The sequence below is a fragment of the Streptomyces sp. NBC_00647 genome (assembly GCF_045207245.1).
Classification (GTDB): Bacteria; Actinomycetota; Actinomycetes; order Streptomycetales; family Streptomycetaceae; genus Streptomyces.
The window spans coordinates 7,400,151-7,421,407 of record NZ_CP109040.1; the positions used below are offsets into that span (position 1 = coordinate 7,400,151).

15 protein-coding genes are annotated in these 21,257 nt (G+C 70.0%); 11 read left to right on the forward strand and 4 right to left on the reverse strand.

All coding sequences use genetic code 11. From position 1 onward, the window contains the following. Nucleotides 1-261: 261 nt before the first annotated feature. Complete coding sequence (gene hflX, locus OG788_RS32590) at nt 262-1,758, forward strand: GTPase HflX (protein WP_406374760.1); 1,497 nt, start codon at nt 262-264, stop codon at nt 1,756-1,758. Nucleotides 1,759-1,975: 217 nt separating this feature from the next. Here the strand turns inward: hflX and OG788_RS32595 are convergent, their stop codons facing one another. Continuing rightward, a complete protein-coding gene (locus OG788_RS32595; protein WP_406377041.1) occupies nt 1,976-2,164 on the reverse strand; it encodes a hypothetical protein in 189 nt (62 codons plus the stop codon). A 185-nt stretch (nt 2,165-2,349) separates the two neighbouring features. Beyond that, complete coding sequence (locus tag OG788_RS32600; RefSeq protein WP_406374761.1) at nt 2,350-3,579, reverse strand: trypsin-like serine peptidase; 1,230 nt, start codon at nt 3,577-3,579, stop codon at nt 2,350-2,352. 495 nt (nt 3,580-4,074) lie between these two features. Between OG788_RS32600 and OG788_RS32605 the strand changes: the two genes are divergently transcribed. The 5 genes from OG788_RS32605 (at nt 4,075) to OG788_RS32625 (ending at nt 12,881) form a co-directional block, all read left to right on the forward strand. After that, nucleotides 4,075-5,532: a diaminobutyrate--2-oxoglutarate transaminase family protein gene (locus OG788_RS32605; RefSeq protein ID WP_406374762.1), complete on the forward strand. Its 1,458-nt coding sequence runs from the start codon at nt 4,075-4,077 to the stop codon at nt 5,530-5,532. Nucleotides 5,533-5,803: 271 nt separating this feature from the next. Beyond that, nucleotides 5,804-7,807 carry an IucA/IucC family protein gene (locus OG788_RS32610; protein WP_406374763.1) on the forward strand — a complete coding sequence of 668 codons (2,004 nt, stop codon included), beginning with the start codon at nt 5,804-5,806 and terminating at the stop codon, nt 7,805-7,807. Between the two features lie 39 nt (nt 7,808-7,846). Continuing rightward, a complete protein-coding gene (locus OG788_RS32615; protein WP_406374764.1) occupies nt 7,847-8,638 on the forward strand; it encodes a GNAT family N-acetyltransferase in 792 nt (263 codons plus the stop codon). Nucleotides 8,639-8,758: 120 nt separating this feature from the next. Next, on the forward strand, nt 8,759-10,774 hold the full coding sequence (locus tag OG788_RS32620) for an IucA/IucC family protein (RefSeq protein WP_406376906.1): 2,016 nt from the start codon (nt 8,759-8,761) through the stop codon (nt 10,772-10,774). 88 nt (nt 10,775-10,862) lie between these two features. Continuing rightward, nucleotides 10,863-12,881 (forward strand): ATP-dependent DNA helicase, encoded by a 2,019-nt coding sequence (locus OG788_RS32625; RefSeq protein ID WP_351556835.1) that lies wholly within the window; start codon nt 10,863-10,865, stop codon nt 12,879-12,881. A gap of 383 nt (nt 12,882-13,264) precedes the next feature. Here the strand turns inward: OG788_RS32625 and lexA are convergent, their stop codons facing one another. Further along, on the reverse strand, nt 13,265-14,041 hold the full coding sequence (gene lexA / locus OG788_RS32630) for a transcriptional repressor LexA (RefSeq protein WP_266763403.1): 777 nt from the start codon (nt 14,039-14,041) through the stop codon (nt 13,265-13,267). A 516-nt stretch (nt 14,042-14,557) separates the two neighbouring features. On the opposite strand from lexA, the gene nrdR reads away from it, so the two are divergent. The 3 genes from nrdR (at nt 14,558) to OG788_RS32645 (ending at nt 19,005) form a co-directional block, all read left to right on the forward strand. Next, on the forward strand, nt 14,558-15,109 hold the full coding sequence (nrdR, locus tag OG788_RS32635) for a transcriptional regulator NrdR (protein ID WP_356755629.1): 552 nt from the start codon (nt 14,558-14,560) through the stop codon (nt 15,107-15,109). A 162-nt stretch (nt 15,110-15,271) separates the two neighbouring features. Next, complete coding sequence (locus OG788_RS32640) at nt 15,272-18,169, forward strand: vitamin B12-dependent ribonucleotide reductase (protein WP_406374765.1); 2,898 nt, start codon at nt 15,272-15,274, stop codon at nt 18,167-18,169. Between the two features lie 149 nt (nt 18,170-18,318). Beyond that, nucleotides 18,319-19,005 carry a DUF6215 domain-containing protein gene (locus OG788_RS32645; protein ID WP_406374766.1) on the forward strand — a complete coding sequence of 229 codons (687 nt, stop codon included), beginning with the start codon at nt 18,319-18,321 and terminating at the stop codon, nt 19,003-19,005. A gap of 188 nt (nt 19,006-19,193) precedes the next feature. On the opposite strand, the gene OG788_RS32650 is transcribed toward OG788_RS32645, so the two are convergent. Further along, nucleotides 19,194-19,727 (reverse strand): TerD family protein, encoded by a 534-nt coding sequence (locus tag OG788_RS32650; RefSeq protein ID WP_351535420.1) that lies wholly within the window; start codon nt 19,725-19,727, stop codon nt 19,194-19,196. Between the two features lie 154 nt (nt 19,728-19,881). Here OG788_RS32650 and OG788_RS32655 point away from each other — a divergent pair, with 154 nt between their 5' ends. Next, entirely contained in the window at nt 19,882-20,487 is a 606-nt protein-coding gene (locus OG788_RS32655) for a YdbC family protein (protein WP_266763408.1), read from the forward strand. A 108-nt stretch (nt 20,488-20,595) separates the two neighbouring features. After that, nucleotides 20,596-21,255: a histidine phosphatase family protein gene (locus OG788_RS32660; protein ID WP_351535423.1), complete on the forward strand. Its 660-nt coding sequence runs from the start codon at nt 20,596-20,598 to the stop codon at nt 21,253-21,255. Nucleotides 21,256-21,257 lie beyond the last annotated feature (2 nt).

Sequence of the window (21,257 nt, forward strand, 5' to 3'; positions counted from 1 at the left end):
GATCGCACCGGCACCCCTGGAGCGCGGTGCCCGCGGGTGCGCGGCCACTCCGGGAGCGCGAGGCCTGCGGGTGCGCGGCGGGCCCGATAAGTAACGTGACGAGACGGGCCGTACCGTGCGACCATCTTCGAGCCGGCGGCGCGGCCCCCTTCGGAGGGTTGGCCCGGCCGGAACCGGGAATCTCCCGGTGACCTCGGGCGTTGTTCTCTATGGCGGACGGCATTCGTCGGCCCGATGTTCTCCCAGCTACGTAAGGATCCAATGACCTCCTCTTCTTCCCCTTCCCAGGACGCGCAGAATCCCGCGCAGAACTACCCCGAAGGTCTTCGGGCCGATGCCCTGATGGAAGAGGACGTCGCCTGGAGCCACGAGATCGACGGAGACCGGGACGGCGAGCAGTTCGACCGCTCCGAGCGCGCGGCACTGCGCCGCGTGGCGGGCCTCTCCACCGAGCTCGAGGACGTCACCGAGGTCGAGTACCGACAGCTCCGCCTGGAGCGCGTCGTCCTCGTTGGTGTCTGGACCTCGGGAACCATTCAGGACGCGGACAACTCGCTGGCCGAGCTGGCCGCCCTCGCGGAGACCGCGGGAGCGCTCGTGCTCGACGGCGTCGTCCAGCGCCGCGACAAGCCCGACGCGGCCACGTACATCGGTTCCGGCAAGGCCATGGAGCTCCGGGACATCGTGATCGAGACCGGTGCCGACACCGTGATCTGTGACGGTGAGCTGAGCCCCGGCCAGCTGATCCACCTCGAGGACGTCGTCAAGGTCAAGGTCATCGACCGTACGGCCCTGATCCTCGACATCTTCGCCCAGCACGCCAAGTCCCGAGAGGGCAAGGCGCAGGTCGCGCTCGCGCAGATGCAGTACATGCTGCCCAGGCTGCGCGGCTGGGGTCAGTCGCTGTCCCGTCAGATGGGCGGCGGCAAGGGCGGCGGTCTCGCCACCCGTGGTCCCGGTGAGACCAAGATCGAGACGGACCGGCGCCGTATCCGCGAGAAGATGGCGAAGATGCGCCGGGAGATCGCGGACATGAAGACGGGCCGCGAGATCAAGCGCCAGGAGCGCCGCCGCAACAAGGTGCCCTCGGTCGCCATCGCCGGTTACACCAACGCCGGCAAGTCGTCCCTGCTCAACCGCCTCACGGGCGCGGGCGTCCTCGTCGAGAACGCCCTGTTCGCGACCCTCGACCCGACCGTGCGCCGGGCCGAGACTCCGAGCGGGCGGCTGTACACGCTGGTCGACACGGTCGGTTTTGTACGCCACCTGCCGCACCACCTGGTCGAGGCGTTCCGCTCCACGATGGAGGAGGTCGGCGACTCCGACCTGATCCTGCACGTGGTGGACGGTTCGCACCCGGCTCCGGAGGAGCAGCTGGCGGCGGTGCGCGAGGTCATCCGTGACGTCGGCGCGACCAAGGTGCCCGAGATCGTCGTGATCAACAAGGCGGACGCGGCGGACCCGCTGGTGCTCCAGCGGCTGATGCGGAACGAGAAGCGTTCCATCGCGGTCTCGGCCCGTACCGGCCAGGGCATGGACGAACTGCTCGCACTGATCGACAACGAGCTGCCGCGCCCCAAGGTCGAGATCGAGGCGCTCGTCCCGTACACGCACGGCCAGCTGGTCGCCCGCGCCCACACCGAGGGCGAGGTGATCTCCGAGGAGCACACCGCGGAGGGCACGCTGCTCAAGCTGCGGGTCCACGAGGAACTGGCGGCGGATCTCGCACCGTACGTCGCGGCGCCCGCGCTCCGATAGGAGCGTCCGCCCGGCGACTGCTCCGGCGGGAAAATCCGCCCGGCGACTTCATCCGTGCCGGATGTCCGAAGGCCCGTCCCCTGTCGAGGGGGCGGGCCTTCGCCATGGGCCTTCGCTTTGGGCGTGCGCCCGTGTCCGGGGGAGCGTCTCCATGGACGGCGCCTGTGACGCGGGCGCGCCGTCGGTGAGGTGGGCGCCGTCCGTGAGGTGCGGGTGCCTACCGGCCGTCGTACTCCTCGTTCATCCGCTCGTAGAGCGCCTGGGCACCCTTGGCCAGCCGTGGTCCCGCGAGCCAGGTGCTGCCGGCCGGGCCGATCGAGGTGTTCGAGACGAGTTCGGTCCTGCCGTCGACGACCCGGAACCAGCCGCCGCCGGACGAACGGCCCCACCGTCTTGAGGAACGCATGGTGGTGTGACCCCCGTTGAAGCTCAGTGTCCGTGCTTGCCGGGCGTGGAGCGGCTCTGTGGGGTTCCGCCCGGACGCGGCACCCCGCTCCGCCCGCCCGGCCAAGAACGAACGGCGGTGGACCGGTGACGCATCGCGCGCACCGTCCCACCGCCGTCCGTCCGAACCTTGTTACGTCGTCGGCGTCACTGCCCGGCGAACTTCCCGCTCACCGAGTCGTACACGCCCTTGGCCACATCGCCCAGCCGCGGACCCGCCAGCCAGCCGAACTTGACCGGGCCGATCGAGGTGTTGGACACCAGCGCCGGCTTGCCGTCCGAGCCCGCGGCCACCCAGCCGCCGCCCGAGGAACCGCCGGTCATGGTGCAGCCGATGCGGTACATCGTCGGGTCGGCCTGCGCGATCGACAGCCGTCCCGGCCGGTCGGTGCACTGGTACAGCTTCTGGCCGTCGAACGGCGCCGCGGCCGGATAGCCGGTCGCCGTGATGCTCGAGACCTTGGGCACGGCCGGAGCGTTGAAGTTCACCGGCAGCGCCGAACCCACCGTCTCCTCCAGCGACTTGCCGTCGCTGCCCTTCTCCGGCGTCACGTGCAGCACGGCGAAATCGTACGAGGCGCCCTGGCCGCCCGTGGTGCCGCCCTGCTCGATCCACTGGTCCGAGGTCTGCGCCCAGTCGCTCCACCAGACGCCGTAGGGAGCGACCTCCTGCCGCGGGGCGTTCTCCATCTGCGCCGCCGTCTTGCCGGAGTCGTTGTACGAGGGCACGAAGGCGATGTTGCGGAACCAGCCGCCCTTCTTGCCGGCGTGCACGCAGTGGCCCGCGGTCCACACCAGGTTCGACTTGCCCGGGTGCGCCGGGTCCTCGACCACCGTCGCCGAGCAGACCATCGTGCCCTCGGGGGAGTCGAAGAACACCTTGCCCGCCTCGGGCACGCTGGCGTGGTACGCCGTCTTCACGGCCTGCGCCGTCACCGGGGCCGGCTCCGGGTCGGTGACGCCCTGGTCACCGGTGAGGTCGGCGTCGTCGACGCCCTTGTTCTTGTCGGGGTCGTCGGCGCCGCGCATCCGGTCCGGGTCCCAGAGGTCCTTGATGATCGGGTTGATGAAGTCGTCGGCCTCGCGCAGCCAGTCGTCCTTGTCCCAGTTCTTCCAGTCGCCGTCCCTCCACTTGTCGACATCGATGCCGTGCTCTTTGAGCTTGTTCTTGATGTCGTCCGGGATCTGGATCTTTCCGTCGCCGCCCTGGGACGCGGAGGCGCTCGCCTGACCGCTCGCTGTGTCGTCGCCCGAGCCGCAGGCGGTGGCGGTCAGTGTCAGGGCCACGGTGAGGCCGACGGCGGCCAGCACGGGGGACGTTCTGCGGCGCGCGCTCCTGCCTCGACGAGCGGCGAAGGGCGGGCGTATGGATCGCATGGTGTAACTCCCCCTGAGCGTATGGGAACTAGGTGGTGCGTAGGCGGGTGCCGAGCGGTTCGTTCGGTAGGACCGAACGGCACCAAAGACTATGCGGTCGCTGTGGGGGACGTCCGACGGAACGGCAACGGTTCAGCTACGGGGGGGGCCGGTCGGCCAACCTCCTGGGAACGTCTCCCCGGCGGCGCGGGACATGGCACGCCCCCGGTGTCCGGGGGTCCGGATCCCTGGAGCGCAACGACCTCGAGAACTCCTGGCCGGGAGCGGCCGTTCGAGCAGGCGTTCGCCCAACGCGGCGATCACTGTCCGAGCCCGTGGAGAAAGGGGAGGGCCCCGGAGATCGGGCCGGGGCGGCAGCGGTTTCGGCATGGCAAGGAACTTCGAATTCACCCGCTTCCCAACGCGAGCAGCGTCGTTGGTACGTACGGGGGGCCTGACGCCTGCGTTCGGAACCTCTTGCCAACTCGCCTCTGGACAGCGGGAGGACCTGAAGTCGTGGCCGTGACCGATTCAGCGGTGGTGCCGGTGGAGGCGCCCGGGGAATCCCAGGGGGCGCGGGACGGTGATGCCGCAGCGAGCGAGGGAGCGCGCGCGGCGCACGAGGGGATCCTGCGGCGCCAGTCGGCGCGCGAATCGGCGGCACGGACCTACGCGCGTGCCCTGCCGATCGTCCCCGTGCGGGCACGCGGGCTGACGATCGAGGGCGCCGACGGCCGCCGCTACCTCGACTGCCTCTCCGGCGCCGGGACCCTGGCCCTCGGACACAACCATCCCGTCGTCCTGGAGGCGATCAGGAAGGTCCTCGACTCAGGGGCGCCGCTGCAGGTCCTGGACCTCGCGACACCGGTCAAGGACGCCTTCACCACGGAACTCTTCCGCACCCTCCCCCCGCGCTTCGCCGAGCGCGCCCGGGTCCAGTTCTGCGGACCGGCCGGGACGGACGCCGTGGAGGCCGCGTTCAAACTGGTGCGCGCGGCCACCGGCCGCACCGGCATGCTCGCCTTCACCGGCGCCTACCACGGGATGACCGCCGGCGCGCTCGAGGCCTCCGGCGGCGCGACCCACGCACGCGTCGCGCGCCTCCCCTATCCGCAGGACTACCGCTGCCCGTTCGGCGTCGGCGGCGACCGCGGTGCCGAACTCTCCGCGCGCTGGACGGAATCCCTCCTCGACGATCCCAAGTCGGGCGTACCGCTCCCCGCAGGGATGATCCTCGAATCCGTCCAGGGCGAGGGCGGGGTGATCCCGGCACCGGACGCCTGGATGCGGCGGATGCGCGAGATCACGGAGGCCCGGTCCGTCCCGCTGATCGTGGACGAGGTCCAGACGGGAGTGGGCCGGACCGGCACCTTCTGGGCGGTGGAACACAGCGGGGTCACCCCGGACGTGATGGTCCTGTCCAAGGCCATCGGCGGCAGCCTGCCGCTGGCCGTCGTCGTCTACCGCGAGGACCTCGACGTCTGGCAACCCGGCGCCCACGCCGGCACGTTCCGAGGCAACCAACTGGCCATGGCCGCCGGCACGGCCACCCTCGCCCACGTCCGAGAGAACGGCCTCGCCGAACGCGCCGCCACCGTCGGGGCTCACATGCTGAACCAACTCCGGGGCCTCGCGGCGGAGTTCCCCTGCATCGGCGACGTACGCGGCCGCGGCCTCATGATCGGCCTCGAACTCGTGGACCCCGAAGGCCCACCGAGTCCCGCCCCTGACGGCCCGCGCCCCGCCGCCCCCGAACTCGCCGCGGCCGTCCAGCGAGAGTGCCTGCGCCGAGGCCTCATCGTCGAACTCGGAGGCCGTCGTTCGAGCGTCGTGCGTCTCCTTCCTCCCCTGACGATCAGCGACGAACAGACGTCCGCCGTGCTCGACCGGCTCGCGGACGCGGTGAAGGCGGTGGCACAGGGAGACCGACGACTCGGCAGGGACGGGACACGGGCCACCGACGGTTCGCGGTGACGGTCTGAACGGCACGCCATCGGCCGTACGACCTAGGGCGGACCGTGCTGGACCCCCTGGTCGGCAGCGGGCACGGCCTGGCGAACGCTCGTCGGCGATGGATCACAGCCCCAGCTGGCTGCCGTCCCTACCAGTACCCCACCCGCGGTCCTCACCGGTACCCCGTCAATTCCCCCCACAACAACCGACCAGGAACGTTAAGACCCCGACGCGACCCAGTACCGCCCAGGTTCGTCGCCGCACGAGCCCGAACGACCTTCAAGGAACTCTCGTGAACGCCACCCCCGCCCCCGACAGCCCTCCCCCCGCGTATGAGCGAGCGGCCCGCGGCACCTCGACCCCGCACCTGTCCGGAGCGGAGTCGGTTCCCCGGCAGAAGGAGGGTGACCGGGCGCCCGAGCGCCCGCACGAGCCCGGCGTCGACCTGTTGGATCACCCCGACACCCGGACGGCGGCGCAGGCCGCGGCGGTCGAGAACCTGCTGCGCTGCTGGGTACGGGAGAACAACCTCTCCGCCCCCGACGACGGCACCCTTCGCATCGCGCTGCCGGCCAGCGGCGCCGCCCTGCTCGTCCCCGTCCGGCACTGGTCCGCTTCCGGCTGGCACCGCTTCGGCCTTCCCCGCCTCGCCGACGCTCCCGACGAGGCACCGGCCGCCGACGCGGTGACGGTCGCGGCCCTCTTCGCACGGCAGACGGCCGCCGGAGCGCCGACCGCGGGCACGACCCTCCAGGCGCCCACCGCCGAGCGGGCGGGAGCCGCGCCGTGCCACCGCGAAGCCGGGCACTCGGACGACCCGGCCGGTGCGGGCGCCGACCTCGTCGGCCGCGTCGCCGACTCGGTGCGCCGCACCGCCGTGTTCATCAGGGACCGCAGGGAACACCCCGACGACACACCCGAGCTGTTCCTCGCCGCGGAGCAGGCACTCCTCCTCGGCCACCCGCTGCACCCGACACCCAAGGGACGCGACGGCCTCTCCGACACCGAAGGACGGTTCTACTCACCCGAGTTGCGCGGCTCCTTCCCCCTGCACTGGATGGCGGTCGCCCCCTCGGTGCTCGCGGCCGACTCGGCGTGGACGGAGCGCGGCCGCCCCGTATCGGCGGAGCAATTGACGAGGCGGCTGGCCGGTACCGACCTGACGCTTCCCGACGGCTACGCCGCTGCACTGCCGCTGCACCCCTGGCAGATGCGCGAGATCCAGCACCGCCCCGACATCGCGGCCCTCCTGGACGCCGGGCTGCTCCAGGCCCTCGGGCCGCGGGGTACGGCGTGGCACCCCACCTCCTCCGTCCGCACCGTCTACCGCACCGGCGCCCCCGCGATGCTGAAGCTCTCGCTGGGCCTGCGCATCACCAACTCCCGTCGTGAGAACCTCCGCAAGGAACTCCACCGGGGCGTGGAGGTCCACCGCCTGCTGCGCGGCGGCCTGTTCAAGCAGTGGCAGGCCGTCCACCCCGGCTTCGACATCGTCCGCGACCCGGCCTGGCTCGCCGTCGACGGCCCGGACGGCAACCCGCTTCCCGGGCTCGACGTGATGATCCGCCACAACCCGTTCGGCCCGACGGACGACATCGGCTGCGTCGCGGGACTGGTCTCACCACGCCCGCACGCCCGACTCGGCACGCCCGACCCGGCAGGGCGCGGCCCCCGCATGCGGTCCCGGCTCAGCGAGGTCGTCACACGCCTCGCCGGCCGCACCGGCCGCCCGCGCGGCGCCGTCGCCACCGAGTGGTTCCTGCGCTACCTCGAAGCCGTCGTACGCCCCGTGCTCTGGCTGGACAGCGAGGCGGGCATCGCGCTGGAGGCGCACCAGCAGAACACCCTTCTCCTGCTGGACGCGGAAGGCTGGCCCACGGGCGGCCGCTACCGGGACAACCAGGGCTACTACTTCCGCGAGTCCCGGCGCGCGGAACTCGACGCCCGGCTGCCCGGCATCGGGACGCACAGCGACACCTTCGTCTCCGACGAGGTCACCGACGAACGCTTCGCCTACTACCTCGGCATCAACAACGTGCTCGGCCTCATCGGTGCGTTCGGCTCCCAACAGCTCGCCGACGAGAGGCTGTTGCTCGCCGCGTTCCGGCGCTTCCTCACCGACGTCGTCACCGGCCCGTCCCGGCTGCGGTCGCCTCTGCCCGCCCTCCTGCTCGACTCACCCGTCCTGCGCTGCAAGGCCAACCTGCTGACCCGGCTGCACGGCCTCGACGAACTCGTCGGTCCGGTCGACACCCAGTCCGTCTACGTCACCATCTCCAACCCCCTTCATTCCTGAGGAACATGCCCCACCCCGCCTTCTGAGAGGAGCGTCGTCGTGCTTCCCACCGACGCGAGCACCGACGCCGGCACCGCCCGCGCCACCCGACCCGTCCCCGGAGCCGCCCCCGGTCCCGTATCCCTCACGGACCCCGGTGCGGACCGCGGCGCCGGCACGGACAGCGAGGACACGCTCGACCTGCGCCTCCCCGATGAGCTGATCGCTCTGTTCGCCGGGGACGGCGGGGGCAACGAGGCTCGGGAGGGGACCGTCGGGGACGACCTTCTCGACCGTGTCGGCGGTTGGGGGCCGATCGCGACACCCGCGGGCGTCTTTCATCTCGTCCCCGCGCGCACCGAGCGCGATCTCCCGCTCATCACGCGCTGGATGAACGACCCCGCCGTCGCGGCATTCTGGGAGCTGGCGGGATCCGAGTCCGTCGTCGAGGAGCATCTGCGCCGGCAGATCGACGGTGACGGACGCAGCGTTCCATGCCTCGGGACGCTGGACGGCACCCCGATGAGCTACTGGGAGATCTACCGCGCGGATCTTGATCCCCTGGCACGCCACTACCCCGCCCGACCGCACGACACCGGAATCCACCTCCTCATCGGTGATGTCGTCAACCGCGGGCACGGGCTCGGCTCCACCCTGCTCCGAGCCGTCGCCGACCACGTACTCGAGAAGCGCCCCTCGTGCGCTCGTGTCGTCGCGGAACCCGATCTTCGCAACACCCCCTCCGTGTCCGCATTCCTCAGCGCCGGCTTCCGGTTCTCCGCCGAGGTCGATCTGCCCGACAAGCGCGCAGCCCTCATGGTCCGAGACCGGGCCCTGCGCGATCTGTCGTAGAGCCGTCACTCTTGGTACACCGCTCGTCCCGATTCGGTTCCCTGTCGAGGAGTTCCCGTGTCGATTCCATCCGCCACCCCGGCCGCCGGAGAGACGCCCGCCCTCTACGACCCACCCGAGCTGCGCGCGGACCGCTGGGAGCAGGCCGGCCGTCGCCTGCTCGCGAAGATGATCGGCGAGTTCGCGTACGAGGGGATCATCGAGCCGGAGCCGGAGCCGGAGCCGGAGCCGGAGCCGGAGCCGGCCTCGACTCCGGCTTCGGCTTCGGCCTCGGACCAGCCCTCCGCGTCGGCCTCGGACCAGCCCTCCGCGTGGTCCTCGGCGTCGGTCCCGGTCCCGCCCCCGGCCCCGATCTCGGCCTCATCTCCGACCTCGACCTCGGCCCCGGCGGCACCCCAAGCCTCGCCACCGCACCCGACCTCGGCCGCGTTCTCCGCCCCGCCCTCCGCCCCGCGCGCGGCTCCCCCCGGCACCCCCAGTGCCCCGTACACACTCCGACTCGACGCGGGCGGCACTGTGTCCTTCCGCGCCCGCCGTACCGCGTACGGCAGTTGGCGGGTGGACCCCGACTCCCTCGCCCTCAGGGACGGGGACGCGGAGCGCCGGCCTTTCAGCGACCCCGTCGGCTTCCTCACGCGCGCCCGCGGCACGCTGGGGCTCGACGGGGCGACGCTCGGGCACGGCATCCGTGAGCTGAGTACGACGCTCGCCGCGGATGCACGCCTCGACCACGAAGCCCTCACCGCCGCCGAGCTGGCCGACCTGGGATACGCGGAACTGGAGGGCCACCAGACCGGCCACCCGTGGATCGTCCTCAACAAGGGCCGCCTCGGCTTCTCCGCGCGGGACGCCGGGCACTGGGCACCGGAGGCCCGCAGGGCGACACCCCTTCCGTGGATCGCGGTACACACCGGGCTCGCCACCTACCGCGGTGTCGGCGGTCTCGACACGGCGGACCGCCTGTACGAGCGCGAACTGGCCACCGCCACACGGGAGTCCTTCGACGGGGTGCTCCGCGCGCGCGGGCTCGCCCCGGAGTCGTACCTCTATCTGCCCGTGCACCCCTGGCAGTGGGACGACGTCGTCCTGCCCCTCTTCGCTCCTCACATCGCCACGGACGCGATCGTGCCGCTGCACTCGGACGGCGATCTACGCCTGGCCCAGCAGTCCGTCCGCACGTTCGTCAACGTGTCGCGTCCGGAACGGCACACCGTGAAACTGCCGCTGTCCGTCCTCAACACCCTGGTGTGGCGCGGGCTTCCGACCCAGCGAACGCTCGCCGCGCCCGCCGTCACCACCTGGATGCACTCCCTGCGCGAGGCCGATCCCTTCCTGCGGGACACCTGCGGGGTGATCCTGCTCGGCGAGGTCGCCTCCGTGACCGTGGGACATCCGGTGTACGACGCGCTCCCCGAGGTGCCCTATCAGTACAGGGAACTGCTCGGTGCGATCTGGCGCGAGCCGGTCTCCCGCCACCTGGCACCCGGTGAACGCGCCCGCACCCTGGCAGCCCTTCTGCACACCGACCTGGCGGGCCGCTCCTTCACCGCCCAGCTGGTGGCCCGCTCCGGACTCGCCCCGACGGCCTGGCTGCGCCGTCTCTTCGCCGTGCTCCTGCCACCGCTGCTGCACTTCCTCTATCAGTACGGCACGGTCTTCAGTCCCCATGGCGAGAACGCGATCGTCGTCTTCGACGACCACGACGTCCCCGTGCGGCTCGCGGTGAAGGACTTCGTCGACGACATCAACGTGAGTGCGGAACCACTGCCCGAGCACGCCTCCATGCCGGACGAGGTGCGGCGGGTGCTGCTGACCGAGCCGCCGGCTTTCTTGATCCAGTTCATCCACTCCGCGCTGTTCGTAGGAGTGTTCCGCTATCTCGCGCCGCTCTGCGAGGAGCACCTTGGTGTTCCTGAGGATGAATTCTGGTCCCTCGTACGAGGGGAGATCATCCGCCACCAGACACGTTTCCCCGAGCTCAAGGACCGTCACGAGATGTTCGACCTGCTCACCCCGCGTATCGAGCGGCTGTGCCTGAACCGCAACCGGCTGCACCTGGACGGTTACCGCGATCGCCCGGTGCGCCCGCACGCCGCCGTCCACGGCACCGTCCCGAACCCACTTCACCAGCCGTGATGACCCGGCCCGCACGCGGCTTGATCACGCCTTCGGTTCCGGCCTTGATCGCTCGGTTGTCAGTGGCGCCCCGTAGGCTGGCAGCGCTATGACAAAGCCCTCACTCCCCGAACTCCTGCATGCTGCCGTCACTGCCGTCGGCGGTACGGAGCGCCCTGGCCAGGTGACCATGGCCGAAGCGGTCGCCGGTGCCATCGACGACAGTTCCCACCTGCTGGTGCAGGCGGGCACCGGTACCGGAAAGTCGCTCGGCTACCTGGTGCCCGCGCTCGCGCACGGGGAGCGGGTGGTCGTCGCGACCGCCACCCTGGCGCTCCAGCGGCAGCTCGTGGAGCGGGACCTGCCACGCACCGTCGACGCGCTGCACCCCCTGCTGCGCCGCCGCCCAGAGTTCGCGATGCTGAAGGGCCGGTCGAACTACCTGTGCCTGCACCGCCTGCACGAGGGCGTGCCGCAGGACGAGGAGGAGGGCCTCTTCGACCAGTTCGAGGCGGCCGCGCCCACCAGTAAGCTGGGCCAGGACCTGGTTCGGCTGCGCGACTGGTCGGACGAGACCGAGACCGGTGACCGGGACGACCTCACACCGGGTGTCTCCGACCGGGCCTGGGGCCAGGTGTCGGTGTCGTCCCGGGAGTGCCTCGGCGCCACCAAGTGCGCCTACGGAGCGGAGTGTTTCGCCGAGATGGCCCGCGAGCGAGCCAAGCTCGCGGAGGTCGTCGTCACCAATCACGCGCTGCTCGCGATCGACGCCATCGAGGGCGCGCCGGTCCTTCCGCAGCACGAGGTGCTGATCGTCGACGAGGCCCACGAGCTGGTCTCCAGGGTCACCGGCGTCGCCACCGGCGAGCTCACGCCCGGACAGGTCAACCGCGCCGTGCGCCGCGCCGCGAAGCTCGCCAACGAGAAGGCCGCCGACCAGCTCCAGACCGCCGCCGAGGGCTTCGAGCGTCTGATGGAGCTGGCTCTGCCCGGACGCCTGGAGGAGATCCCCGAGGATCTGGGGTACGCGCTGATGGCCCTGCGCGACGCCGCCCGCACGGTGATCACGGCCATCGGCTCCACCCGCGACAAGTCCGTCCAGGACGAGGACGCGGTGCGCAAACAGGCGCTGGCGTCCGTGGAGGCCGTGCACGCCGTGGCGGAGCGCATCGCCAACGGCTCCGAATGGGACGTCGTCTGGTACGAGCGGCACGACCGCTTCGGAGCCTCGCTCCGGGTCGCTCCGATGAACGTGTCCGGGCTCCTCAGGGAGAAGCTGTTCGCCGACCGCTCCGTCGTCCTGACGTCCGCGACCCTCAAGCTCGGCGGTGACTTCAACGGCGTGGGAGCGTCGATGGGGCTCGCCCCGGAGGGGACGGAAGGAGAGGACCTTCCCCAGTGGAAGGGCGTCGACGTCGGCTCGCCCTTCGACTACCCCAAGCAGGGCATCCTGTACGTCGCCAAGCATCTGTCGCGCCCCGCCCGGGACGCCGACCGCGGCGACATGCTGGACGAGCTCACCGAGCTGATCCAGGCCGCCGGTGGTCGTACGCTCGGCCTGTTCTCCTCGATGCGCGCGGCTCAGCTCGCGGCCGAGGAGCTGCGGACCCGCATCCCCGAGTACCCGATCCTGCTCCAGGGCGAGGAGACGCTCGGCGAGCTGATCAAGAACTTCGCGGCCGACCCGAAGACCTGCCTCTTCGGCACGCTCTCGCTCTGGCAGGGCGTGGACGTGCCGGGTACCAGCTGTCAGCTGGTCGTCATGGACAAGATCCCCTTCCCCCGCCCCGACGACCCGCTCATGAGCGCCCGCCAGAAGGCGGTCGAGGACAACGGGGGCAATGGCTTCATGGCCGTCGCCGCCACCCACGCCGCGCTCCTCATGGCCCAGGGCGCCGGCCGCCTCGTCCGGGCTTCCGGGGACCGGGGCGTGGTCGCCGTGCTGGACCAGCGTCTGGCCACGGCTCGCTACGGCAGCTATCTGAAGGCCTCGCTGCCCGACTTCTGGTACACCACGGACCGCAATCAGGTCCGTCGATCCCTCGCCGCGATCGACGAGAAGGCGAGGGCGGTCGAGGAGACGGCAGGGCAGGCCGACGAGCCCGCGAGTGAGGCGGAGGACGCGTAGCGCCCTGGCCGGCCCATGGCCCCCTGGACCTGGTACACGAGTCGCACGGAGCCCGAGCCCCGTGGCCACGAGCCACGGGGAGCTTTCGACCGCGTGTCCAGGAGCCGTGTGGAGCCTTGGACCCGCGTGTCCAGGAGCCGCGCGGAGCCCTGGACCGCGTGGCCATGAGCCACGGGGAGCATTGGACCGCGTGTCCAGGAGCCGCGTGGAACCCCCTGGCCCGGGCTGCCTATGAGGCGTATGGAACCCTGGGACCCCACAGCCGAAGGACCAGTGGAGTCCGTTCAAGGCCCCCGGCCAGAGAACGCACAGGACCCCGGAACCGGCGCAGTTGGTTCCGGGGCCCGGTCAGGGGCGGGGGCGGGGGTCCGCCCGTCGCGGTGTCACACCCGACGCAGTACAGCCACTACCTTGCCGAGGATGGTCGCCTCGTCACCGGGGATCGGCTGGTACGCGGAGTTGTGCGGCAGCAGCCACACGTGTCCGTCCTCGCGCTTGAAGCGCTTCACCGTGGCTTCGCCGTCGAGCATCGCGGCGACGATGTCGCCGTTCTCGGCGACCGGCTGGCGGCGGACCGTCACCCAGTCCCCGTCACAGATGGCCGCCTCGATCATCGAGTCACCGACGACCTTCAGGACGAACAGCTCTCCGTCGCCGACCAGCTGGCGGGGGAGAGGGAAAACGTCCTCGACCGATTCCTCGGCGAGGATCGGGCCACCGGCGGCGATACGGCCGACGAGCGGCACATAGGACGCGGCCGGCTTGCCCGCCGTGTCCGTGGGCTGCACCGACGACTGGTCGGAACCCCGCACCTCGTACGCACGCGGGCGGTGCGGGTCTCGGCGCAGGAAGCCCTTGCGCTCCAGTGCCATGAGCTGATGCGCGACCGAGGAGGTGCTGGAAAGGCCGACGGCCTGACCGATCTCCCGCATCGACGGCGGGTAGCCGCGCCGCTGCACGGAGTCCCGGATCACCTCGATCACCCGGCGCTGCCGGTCCGTGAGTCCCGAGCTGTCGGCCCGGATGCCTGGAGGTCGGCCAGGCAGGGAGCGCTTGGGCCCCTCATGATTCGCGGCTTCGTTCATCGCATGCACCGGCTCGAGTCGGCCCTGGGAGCGCTCCTGGGCAGTGATGGTGGCGCTGTCTGCGGTGGTGGTCACGTCGGCCCCTCTCGATGGTCTCCCTGCTGGACAACGGTAGTTGCTTTCGAAAGGTTGCGCCAAACACACGTTCGAGTGAAAAAACGTGGATTGCCTGTCGCGATCATGTGTCTGGGTGTATGGCTGGCAACGCGCCTCGCGGACAAAGGGGCTTATTGCTGTACCCTTCACCGCCGAGGCGGCAGCCGTGCCGACCGACCTGGGCCGCCGTCCAGTCTGCCATTCGATGGCCGACCAGCCGGGAACCGGCCCCCTTCCGTGCGTCGCCCACGCTATCCCCGCGTGTCCGGGATGGGTATGCCTGTGCGGCACGTGCCCTTACGTGCACGACACGCGGGTCGTGGGCGAATTCACGAGCCAAGCCCCACATCTAGTGGTTGGATTGCGGCGGCATCCCAGAAGTTGTGGTCCCTCGGTCTTCGGACCCCCGGGTATCGCCTATGCTTGAGGCTGCTTCGAGGGGCCTGGGAGGTCCCGAGAGGCCTCTGAGTCGTGCTGTGAAGGAGGGTTGGAGCCATGCACTGTCCCTTCTGCAGGCACCCCGACAGCCGCGTCGTCGACAGTCGTACGACCGACGACGGCACGTCGATCCGCAGGCGCCGCCAGTGCCCCGACTGCTCCCGTCGTTTCACGACCGTGGAGACGTGCTCGCTGATGGTGGTGAAGCGCTCCGGCGTGACCGAGCCCTTCAGCCGGATCAAGGTCATCAACGGCGTGCGCAAGGCCTGCCAGGGGCGGCCGGTCACCGAGGACGCGCTCGCCCAGCTCGGCCAGCGGGTCGAAGAGGCCGTGCGAGCCACCGGAAGCGCCGAACTGACCACCCATGACGTGGGGCTGGCCATACTCGGACCCTTGCAGGAACTCGACCTCGTGGCCTACATGAGGTTCGCGTCCGTGTACCGGGCCTTCGACTCGCTCGACGACTTCGAAGCCGCCATCGCGGAGCTCAGGCAGGTGAATCAGCGCCCCGCCGCGGACGACGACGACCCGGACGTGGTGCGCCAGGAGAACGATCACGGGCCCGCGGGGACCGCGGAGGTTCCCGTGCCCGCCACCGCCGCCGACTGACAGCGGGCCGGCCCCTCCAGGGCGTCCGGCCCCGCCCACGGCGGCGACCACAGACTTGCTGCGCAAGGCCGCGTCAGCGCCACACGCAGCATCAGACACAGACCGTGCCACGGGAAGTTCGCGGCACTTCAGCGCGTTTTAGCCTGTTACAGGGAGGCGGCAATGACAGAGACGGCGAGCGGTCCGGCACGGGGTTCCCGCGCAAAGAGCGGAGCCAAGGCCAGCAAGGGACTGCGCATCGAGCGCATCCACACCACCCCCGGCGTGCATCCGTACGACGAGGTGGAGTGGGAGCGCCGTGACGTCGTCATGACCAACTGGCGCGACGGCTCGGTCAACTTCGAGCAGCGTGGCGTCGAGTTCCCCGGCTTCTGGTCGGTGAACGCGGTCAACATCGTCACCAGCAAGTACTTCCGCGGTGCGGTCGGCACCCCGCAGCGCGAGGTGAGCCTCAAGCAGCTCATCGACCGCATCGTGAAGACGTACCGGAAGGCCGGCGAGGACTTCAAGTACTTCTCCTCGCCCGCCGACGCCGAGATCTTCGAGCACGAGCTGGCGTACGCCCTCCTGCACCAGATCTTCAGCTTCAACAGCCCTGTCTGGTTCAACGTCGGGACGCCGCAGCCCCAGCAGGTCTCCGCCTGCTTCATCCTGGCCGTCGACGACTCCATGGAGTCGATCCTCGACTGGTACAAGGAAGAGGGCATGATCTTCAAGGGCGGCTCCGGTGCCGGCCTGAACCTCTCCCGCATCCGCTCCTCCAAGGAGCTCCTCTCCTCGGGCGGCAACGCCTCGGGTCCCGTCTCCTTCATGCGCGGTGCCGACGCCTCCGCAGGAACGATCAAGTCGGGCGGCGCCACCCGCCGTGCGGCCAAGATGGTCATCCTCGACGTCGACCACCCCGACATCGAGGACTTCATCGAGACCAAGGTCAAGGAGGAGGAGAAGATCCGCGCCCTCCGTGACGCGGGCTTCGACATGGACCTGGGCGGCGACGACATCACGTCCGTCCAGTACCAGAACGCCAACAACTCGGTCCGTGTGAACGACACGTTCATGAAGGCGGTCGAGGAAGGCGGCAAGTTCGGCCTCACCTCGCGCATGACCGGCGAGGTCATCGAGGAGGTCGACGCCAAGTCGCTCTTCCGCAAGATGGCCGAGGCCGCGTGGGCCTGCGCCGACCCGGGCATCCAGTACGACGACACGATCAACCACTGGCACACGTGCCCGGAGTCCGGCCGTATCAACGGCTCGAACCCGTGCAGCGAGTACATGCACCTGGACAACACGTCCTGCAACCTCGCCTCGCTGAACCTGATGAAGTTCCTCAAGGACGACGGCAAGGGCCGCCAGTCCTTCGAGATCGAGCGCTTCGCCAAGGTCGTCGAGCTGGTCATCACCGCGATGGACATCTCCATCTGCTTCGCCGACTTCCCGACGGAGAAGATCGGCGAGAACACCCGCGCCTTCCGCCAGCTGGGCATCGGCTACGCCAACCTCGGCGCCCTGCTGATGGCGACCGGTCACGCGTACGACTCCGACGGCGGCCGCGCGCTCGCCGGCGCCATCACCTCCCTGATGACGGGTACGTCGTACAAGCGTTCCGCCGAGCTCGCCGCGGTCGTCGGCCCGTACGACGGCTACGCCCGTAACGCGCAGCCCCACCAGCGCGTCATGAAGCAGCACGCCGACGCCAACACCACGGCCGTCCGCGTGGACGACCTGGACACCCCCATCTGGGCCGCCGCCACGGAGGCCTGGCAGGACGTGGTCCGCCTCGGCGAGAAGAACGGCTTCCGCAACGCGCAGGCGTCCGTCATCGCCCCGACCGGCACCATCGGTCTCGCGATGTCCTGCGACACCACCGGCCTTGAGCCCGACCTCGCGCTGGTCAAGTTCAAGAAGCTGGTCGGCGGCGGCTCGATGCAGATCGTCAACGGCACCGTGCCGCAGGCTCTGCGCCGCCTGGGTTACCAGGAGGAGCAGATCGAGGCGGTCGTCGCCCACATCGCCGAGAACGGCAATGTCGTCGACGCCCCGGGCCTCAAGCACGAGCACTACGAGGTCTTCGACTGCGCCATGGGCGAGCGCTCCATCTCCGCGATGGGCCACGTCCGCATGATGGCCGCGATCCAGCCGTGGATCTCCGGCGCGCTCTCCAAGACGGTCAACCTGCCGGAGACGGCGACCGTCGAGGACGTCGAAGAGGTCTACTTCGAGGCGTGGAAGATGGGCGTCAAGGCGCTCGCGATCTACCGCGACAACTGCAAGGTCGGCCAGCCCCTCTCCGCGAAGACCAAGGAGAAGGAAAAGGTCGAGGTCACGGCGAAGGCCGAGGACACCATCCGTACCGCGGTCGAGAAGGTCGTCGAGTACCGTCCGGTCCGCAAGCGTCTCCCCAAGGGCCGTCCCGGCATCACCACCTCCTTCACGGTGGGCGGCGCCGAGGGCTACATGACCGCCAACTCCTACCCGGACGACGGTCTCGGCGAGGTCTTCCTGAAGATGTCGAAGCAGGGTTCCACCCTCGCGGGCATGATGGACGCCTTCTCGATCGCCGTCTCGGTCGGTCTGCAGTACGGCGTCCCCCTGGAGACGTACGTCTCGAAGTTCACCAACATGCGCTTCGAGCCGGCCGGCATGACGGACGACCCGGACGTGCGGATGGCGCAGTCGATCGTCGACTACATCTTCCGCCGCCTGGCGCTGGACTTCCTGCCCTTCGAGACGCGCTCCGCGCTCGGCATCCACTCCGCCGAGGAGCGCCAGCGCCACCTGGAGACGGGCTCCTACGAGCCCTCCGACGACGAGGTCGACGTCGAGGGTCTGGCCCAGTCCGCGCCCCGCGCGCAGGAGCTGAAGGCCGTCGCGGCCCCCAAGGTCGAGGCCGTGCCGGCCGAGCCCGCCCCGCGGCAGGTCCACACCAGCGCCGAGCTGGTGGAGATGCAGCTGGGCATCCAGGCCGATGCCCCGCTGTGCTTCTCCTGCGGCACGAAGATGCAGCGGGCCGGTTCCTGCTACATCTGCGAGGGTTGCGGTTCGACCAGCGGTTGCAGCTGACACCGAGCGCCTGTCGGGCGTGACGTAGCCGGTCAGGGCGGTGTGGTCGACATTCGACCGCACCGCCCTTGGCGTTCGAGTTCCCCGCGAAACGATCACCGGTTAGTCTCCCTCCGCGCGCATGGGGCGCGATGGGGAGAGTGGGGGACATGACCGACGGTGCGGCCGGTTCGAAGAACGGCGCCGGCGCAGGGTCCCAGGCCGTCTCCGCGGTGCTGATGGTCGCGTTGGTGGCCGCGAGCATCTGGCTCCTGGCGCAGGTCCTCCCACAGAACAGCGGTGCTGCCAGCGGACCGGCCATCTGCTCGAAGGAGGACAGCAGGCTGCCGGCGAAATACGTCTCCGGAGAGCAACTCTGCGAAGCACTGAACCGCAAGGACCTGCCGGCCCTGCTCGGGACGCCGGACGAACACGCGGAGACCGCCTCCGGAAGCGGGGGCTACTTCACTGTGGCCGGTGACACCAGGATCGCCAGTCCCGAAGCGAACGTCACGCTCACGTCCTACTCCGTGAAGCTCTCGGCCTCCTACGACCGGCTCTCCGTAGCCCAGTGGGTCGATCTGCTGGGCGCGTCCGCGGAGCCGAGGACGATCCTGGGCCACCCGGCGGTCCTCTACTCGGACCGGACCGTCGCCCTCACCCTCGGTTCCGGCAAGGCGGACGCCGGTCCCGGCGGCACGGCCCGCCGCCTGGTGGTCGCCAAGGACGCGAAGGACGGCGGTGGTGCCTTCGAGGTCGTCATCTGGCGGCAGGACGACGTGACGCCGGACGACGCGGCCCTCCTCCGGGTCGCCGAGGCCGTGCTGCCGACGCTCCCGGGCTGGACCAACGGCTGAGAAGCCGCTGGCCGTGCCGCCCTTCGGTCTTTTCGCGCTGCTACGGAGAGCCTTTTCGCGGTCCTACGGAGAGCGCTGTTTCGAAAAGGCGGTTCCACGGGGGCCTGTTTCGCGGAGGCGGTCATGCGGGGGCCCTGCGCGACGGTGGTCGGGCGGGGTGCGCGACACGGGCTCCGGGGGAGCGCGCTTCACGCCTCCTGCGGGCTGCCCATGACCCTGGCGAAGGTCGCCGGGTCCGTGTCGTAGCCGTGGATGCCGGGATGGAACGTCCACTCCCCGGAGTGGTCGCGTACGAACTCCCCGATGGTCGCGGCCGTCGCGCCCAGGACATCGCCGAAGTCGCCCTCGGTCAGGACGGTGTAGCCCTCGCGCAGGCGGAAGCCGGGATTGAGGACGCCGACGAACGTCTTCGGTCCGGTGCGCTGCTGGATGAGCACGCCGACCACCACGCGCCCGTAGCGGCTGTCCAGGCGGTCGAGCTCGAGGGTCATGACCTCGTCCCAGCCGAAGCCCTTGCCGTCCTTGCTGTCGCGGTTCAGATAGATGGTGCCGTCCGGCGAGCGGCTGCCGAAATACACCACGTAGTCCGGGTTCCCCTGGGGTGCGGACGCCAGATAGGTCGCCGCGATGATGTCGAGGTCGGTCGCGGGCTCACCTACGGGACTCGGATCCCACTTCACTGCCAACTCGGCCTTGCGGATGCCCTTGTTGAGACCGTTCACCGGATTTTCCCTCCCCGTTCTTCAGCAATCACCGGCCCAACTGCCCTGAGAGCATGGCCGGTTGTCCATCGTGCCACGCGCGCCGGGGGGCTCGCGCGGATCCACTGCGCCGGAGAGTGACCGGCGCCACGTTCCGTGGCCTTACGATGGCGCGGTGCTGGTCAAGTGGATTCGCTGCACCGTGGTCGATCGCCGCGGTTTCGAACGGGGGCAGCGAAAGTGGGCGGGGCTTCTGGGGGAGCCGGGATTCCGGGGACAGGGCGGAGGATGGAGTGTGGGGCGGTCCGGCGTCGCGCACATCTTCGCCTTCTGGGAGAGCCGTGCCTTCTACGACTCCTTCATGGCCCGGTCCCATGACCGGCTCGCCGCCGCGCAGTCGGGCACGTTCAAGGACTCCCAGGTCAAACTGTTCGACTACCGCTTCGATGTGAAGACCGGCTTCGAGCCGCGCTTCACGGACGCCGACGTGGTGCGGGTCGCGCACTGCCGTGTCCACGAGGACCGCGCCGAGCACTTCGCCCTGATGCAGGAGAAGGTCTGGAACCCCGCGATGGCGGGTTCGCCCGGCATGGTACGGGGCCTGTTCGGCGAGGCGCCCGGCAGCGAGTTCCTGGTCCTGTCCATGTGGAAGTCGGCCGCCGAGCACGGCAAGTACCGCGCCGAACGGGTGGAGAGGCTGGCGCTGCGCGCCCAGATCGAGGCCGACATAGCCGCCCTGGCGGGGGACATCGTGCAGCTGGAACCCGGCTGGATCGTCTGACGGCAGGCGGGCACCGAGTCGGCCCTGATGTGCAGGAACGGTGTGACATGCGCCGTATAGGGCCGGTACGACTGCTCGATCCGCGCCGATACGATCTAGGGTCTTGGCATGGCACGACCACGGCGCATCGTCCTTGTCCGGCACGGCGAGTCGGTGGGCAATGCCGATGACACCGTGTACGAACGCGAGCCCGACCACGCTCTGGCGCTCACCGAGACGGGGTGGCAACAGGCGGAGGACACCGGCAAACGGCTGCGCGACGTCTTCGGCCGGGAGCGCGTAAGCGTTTACGTCTCCCCGTACCGTCGCACCCACGAGACGTTCCGAGCGTTTCACCTCGACCCCGGGCAGGTCCGGGTGCGCGAGGAGCCGCGACTGCGGGAGCAGGACTGGGGCAACTGGCAGGACCGTGACGACGTACGTCTCCAGAAGGCCTATCGCGACGCGTACGGGCACTTCTTCTACCGGTTCGCGCAGGGTGAGTCCGGTGCCGACGTGTACGACCGGGTCGGCGGCTTCCTGGAGAGCCTGTACCGGAGCTTCGAGGCCCCCGACCATCCGCCGAACGTGCTCCTGGTGACCCACGGCCTGGCCATGCGGTTGTTCTGCATGCGCTGGTTCCACTGGACGGTCGCCGAGTTCGAATCGCTCTCGAACCCGGGGAACGGCGAGGTGCGGATGCTCGTTCTGGGGGAGGACGGCAGATACACCCTTGATCGTCCCTTCGAGCAATGGCGTGATCCGGAACCGTACGGGGTCACCGGATAGAG

What these genes read in the sequence shown, in the direction of transcription:
- OG788_RS32640 (WP_406374765.1), top strand. Translation starts at nt 15,272, where the DNA reads ATGACAGAGACGGCGAGCGGTCCGGCACGGGGTTCCCGCGCAAAGAGC.
- OG788_RS32660 (WP_351535423.1), top strand. Translation starts at nt 20,596, where the DNA reads ATGGCACGACCACGGCGCATCGTCCTTGTCCGGCACGGCGAGTCGGTG.
- OG788_RS32625 (WP_351556835.1), top strand. Translation starts at nt 10,863, where the DNA reads ATGACAAAGCCCTCACTCCCCGAACTCCTGCATGCTGCCGTCACTGCC.
- OG788_RS32595 (WP_406377041.1), bottom strand. Translation starts at nt 2,164, where the DNA reads ATGCGTTCCTCAAGACGGTGGGGCCGTTCGTCCGGCGGCGGCTGGTTC.
- OG788_RS32645 (WP_406374766.1), top strand. Translation starts at nt 18,319, where the DNA reads ATGACCGACGGTGCGGCCGGTTCGAAGAACGGCGCCGGCGCAGGGTCC.
- OG788_RS32600 (WP_406374761.1), bottom strand. Translation starts at nt 3,579, where the DNA reads ATGCGATCCATACGCCCGCCCTTCGCCGCTCGTCGAGGCAGGAGCGCG.
- nrdR (WP_356755629.1), top strand. Translation starts at nt 14,558, where the DNA reads ATGCACTGTCCCTTCTGCAGGCACCCCGACAGCCGCGTCGTCGACAGT.
- hflX (WP_406374760.1), top strand. Translation starts at nt 262, where the DNA reads ATGACCTCCTCTTCTTCCCCTTCCCAGGACGCGCAGAATCCCGCGCAG.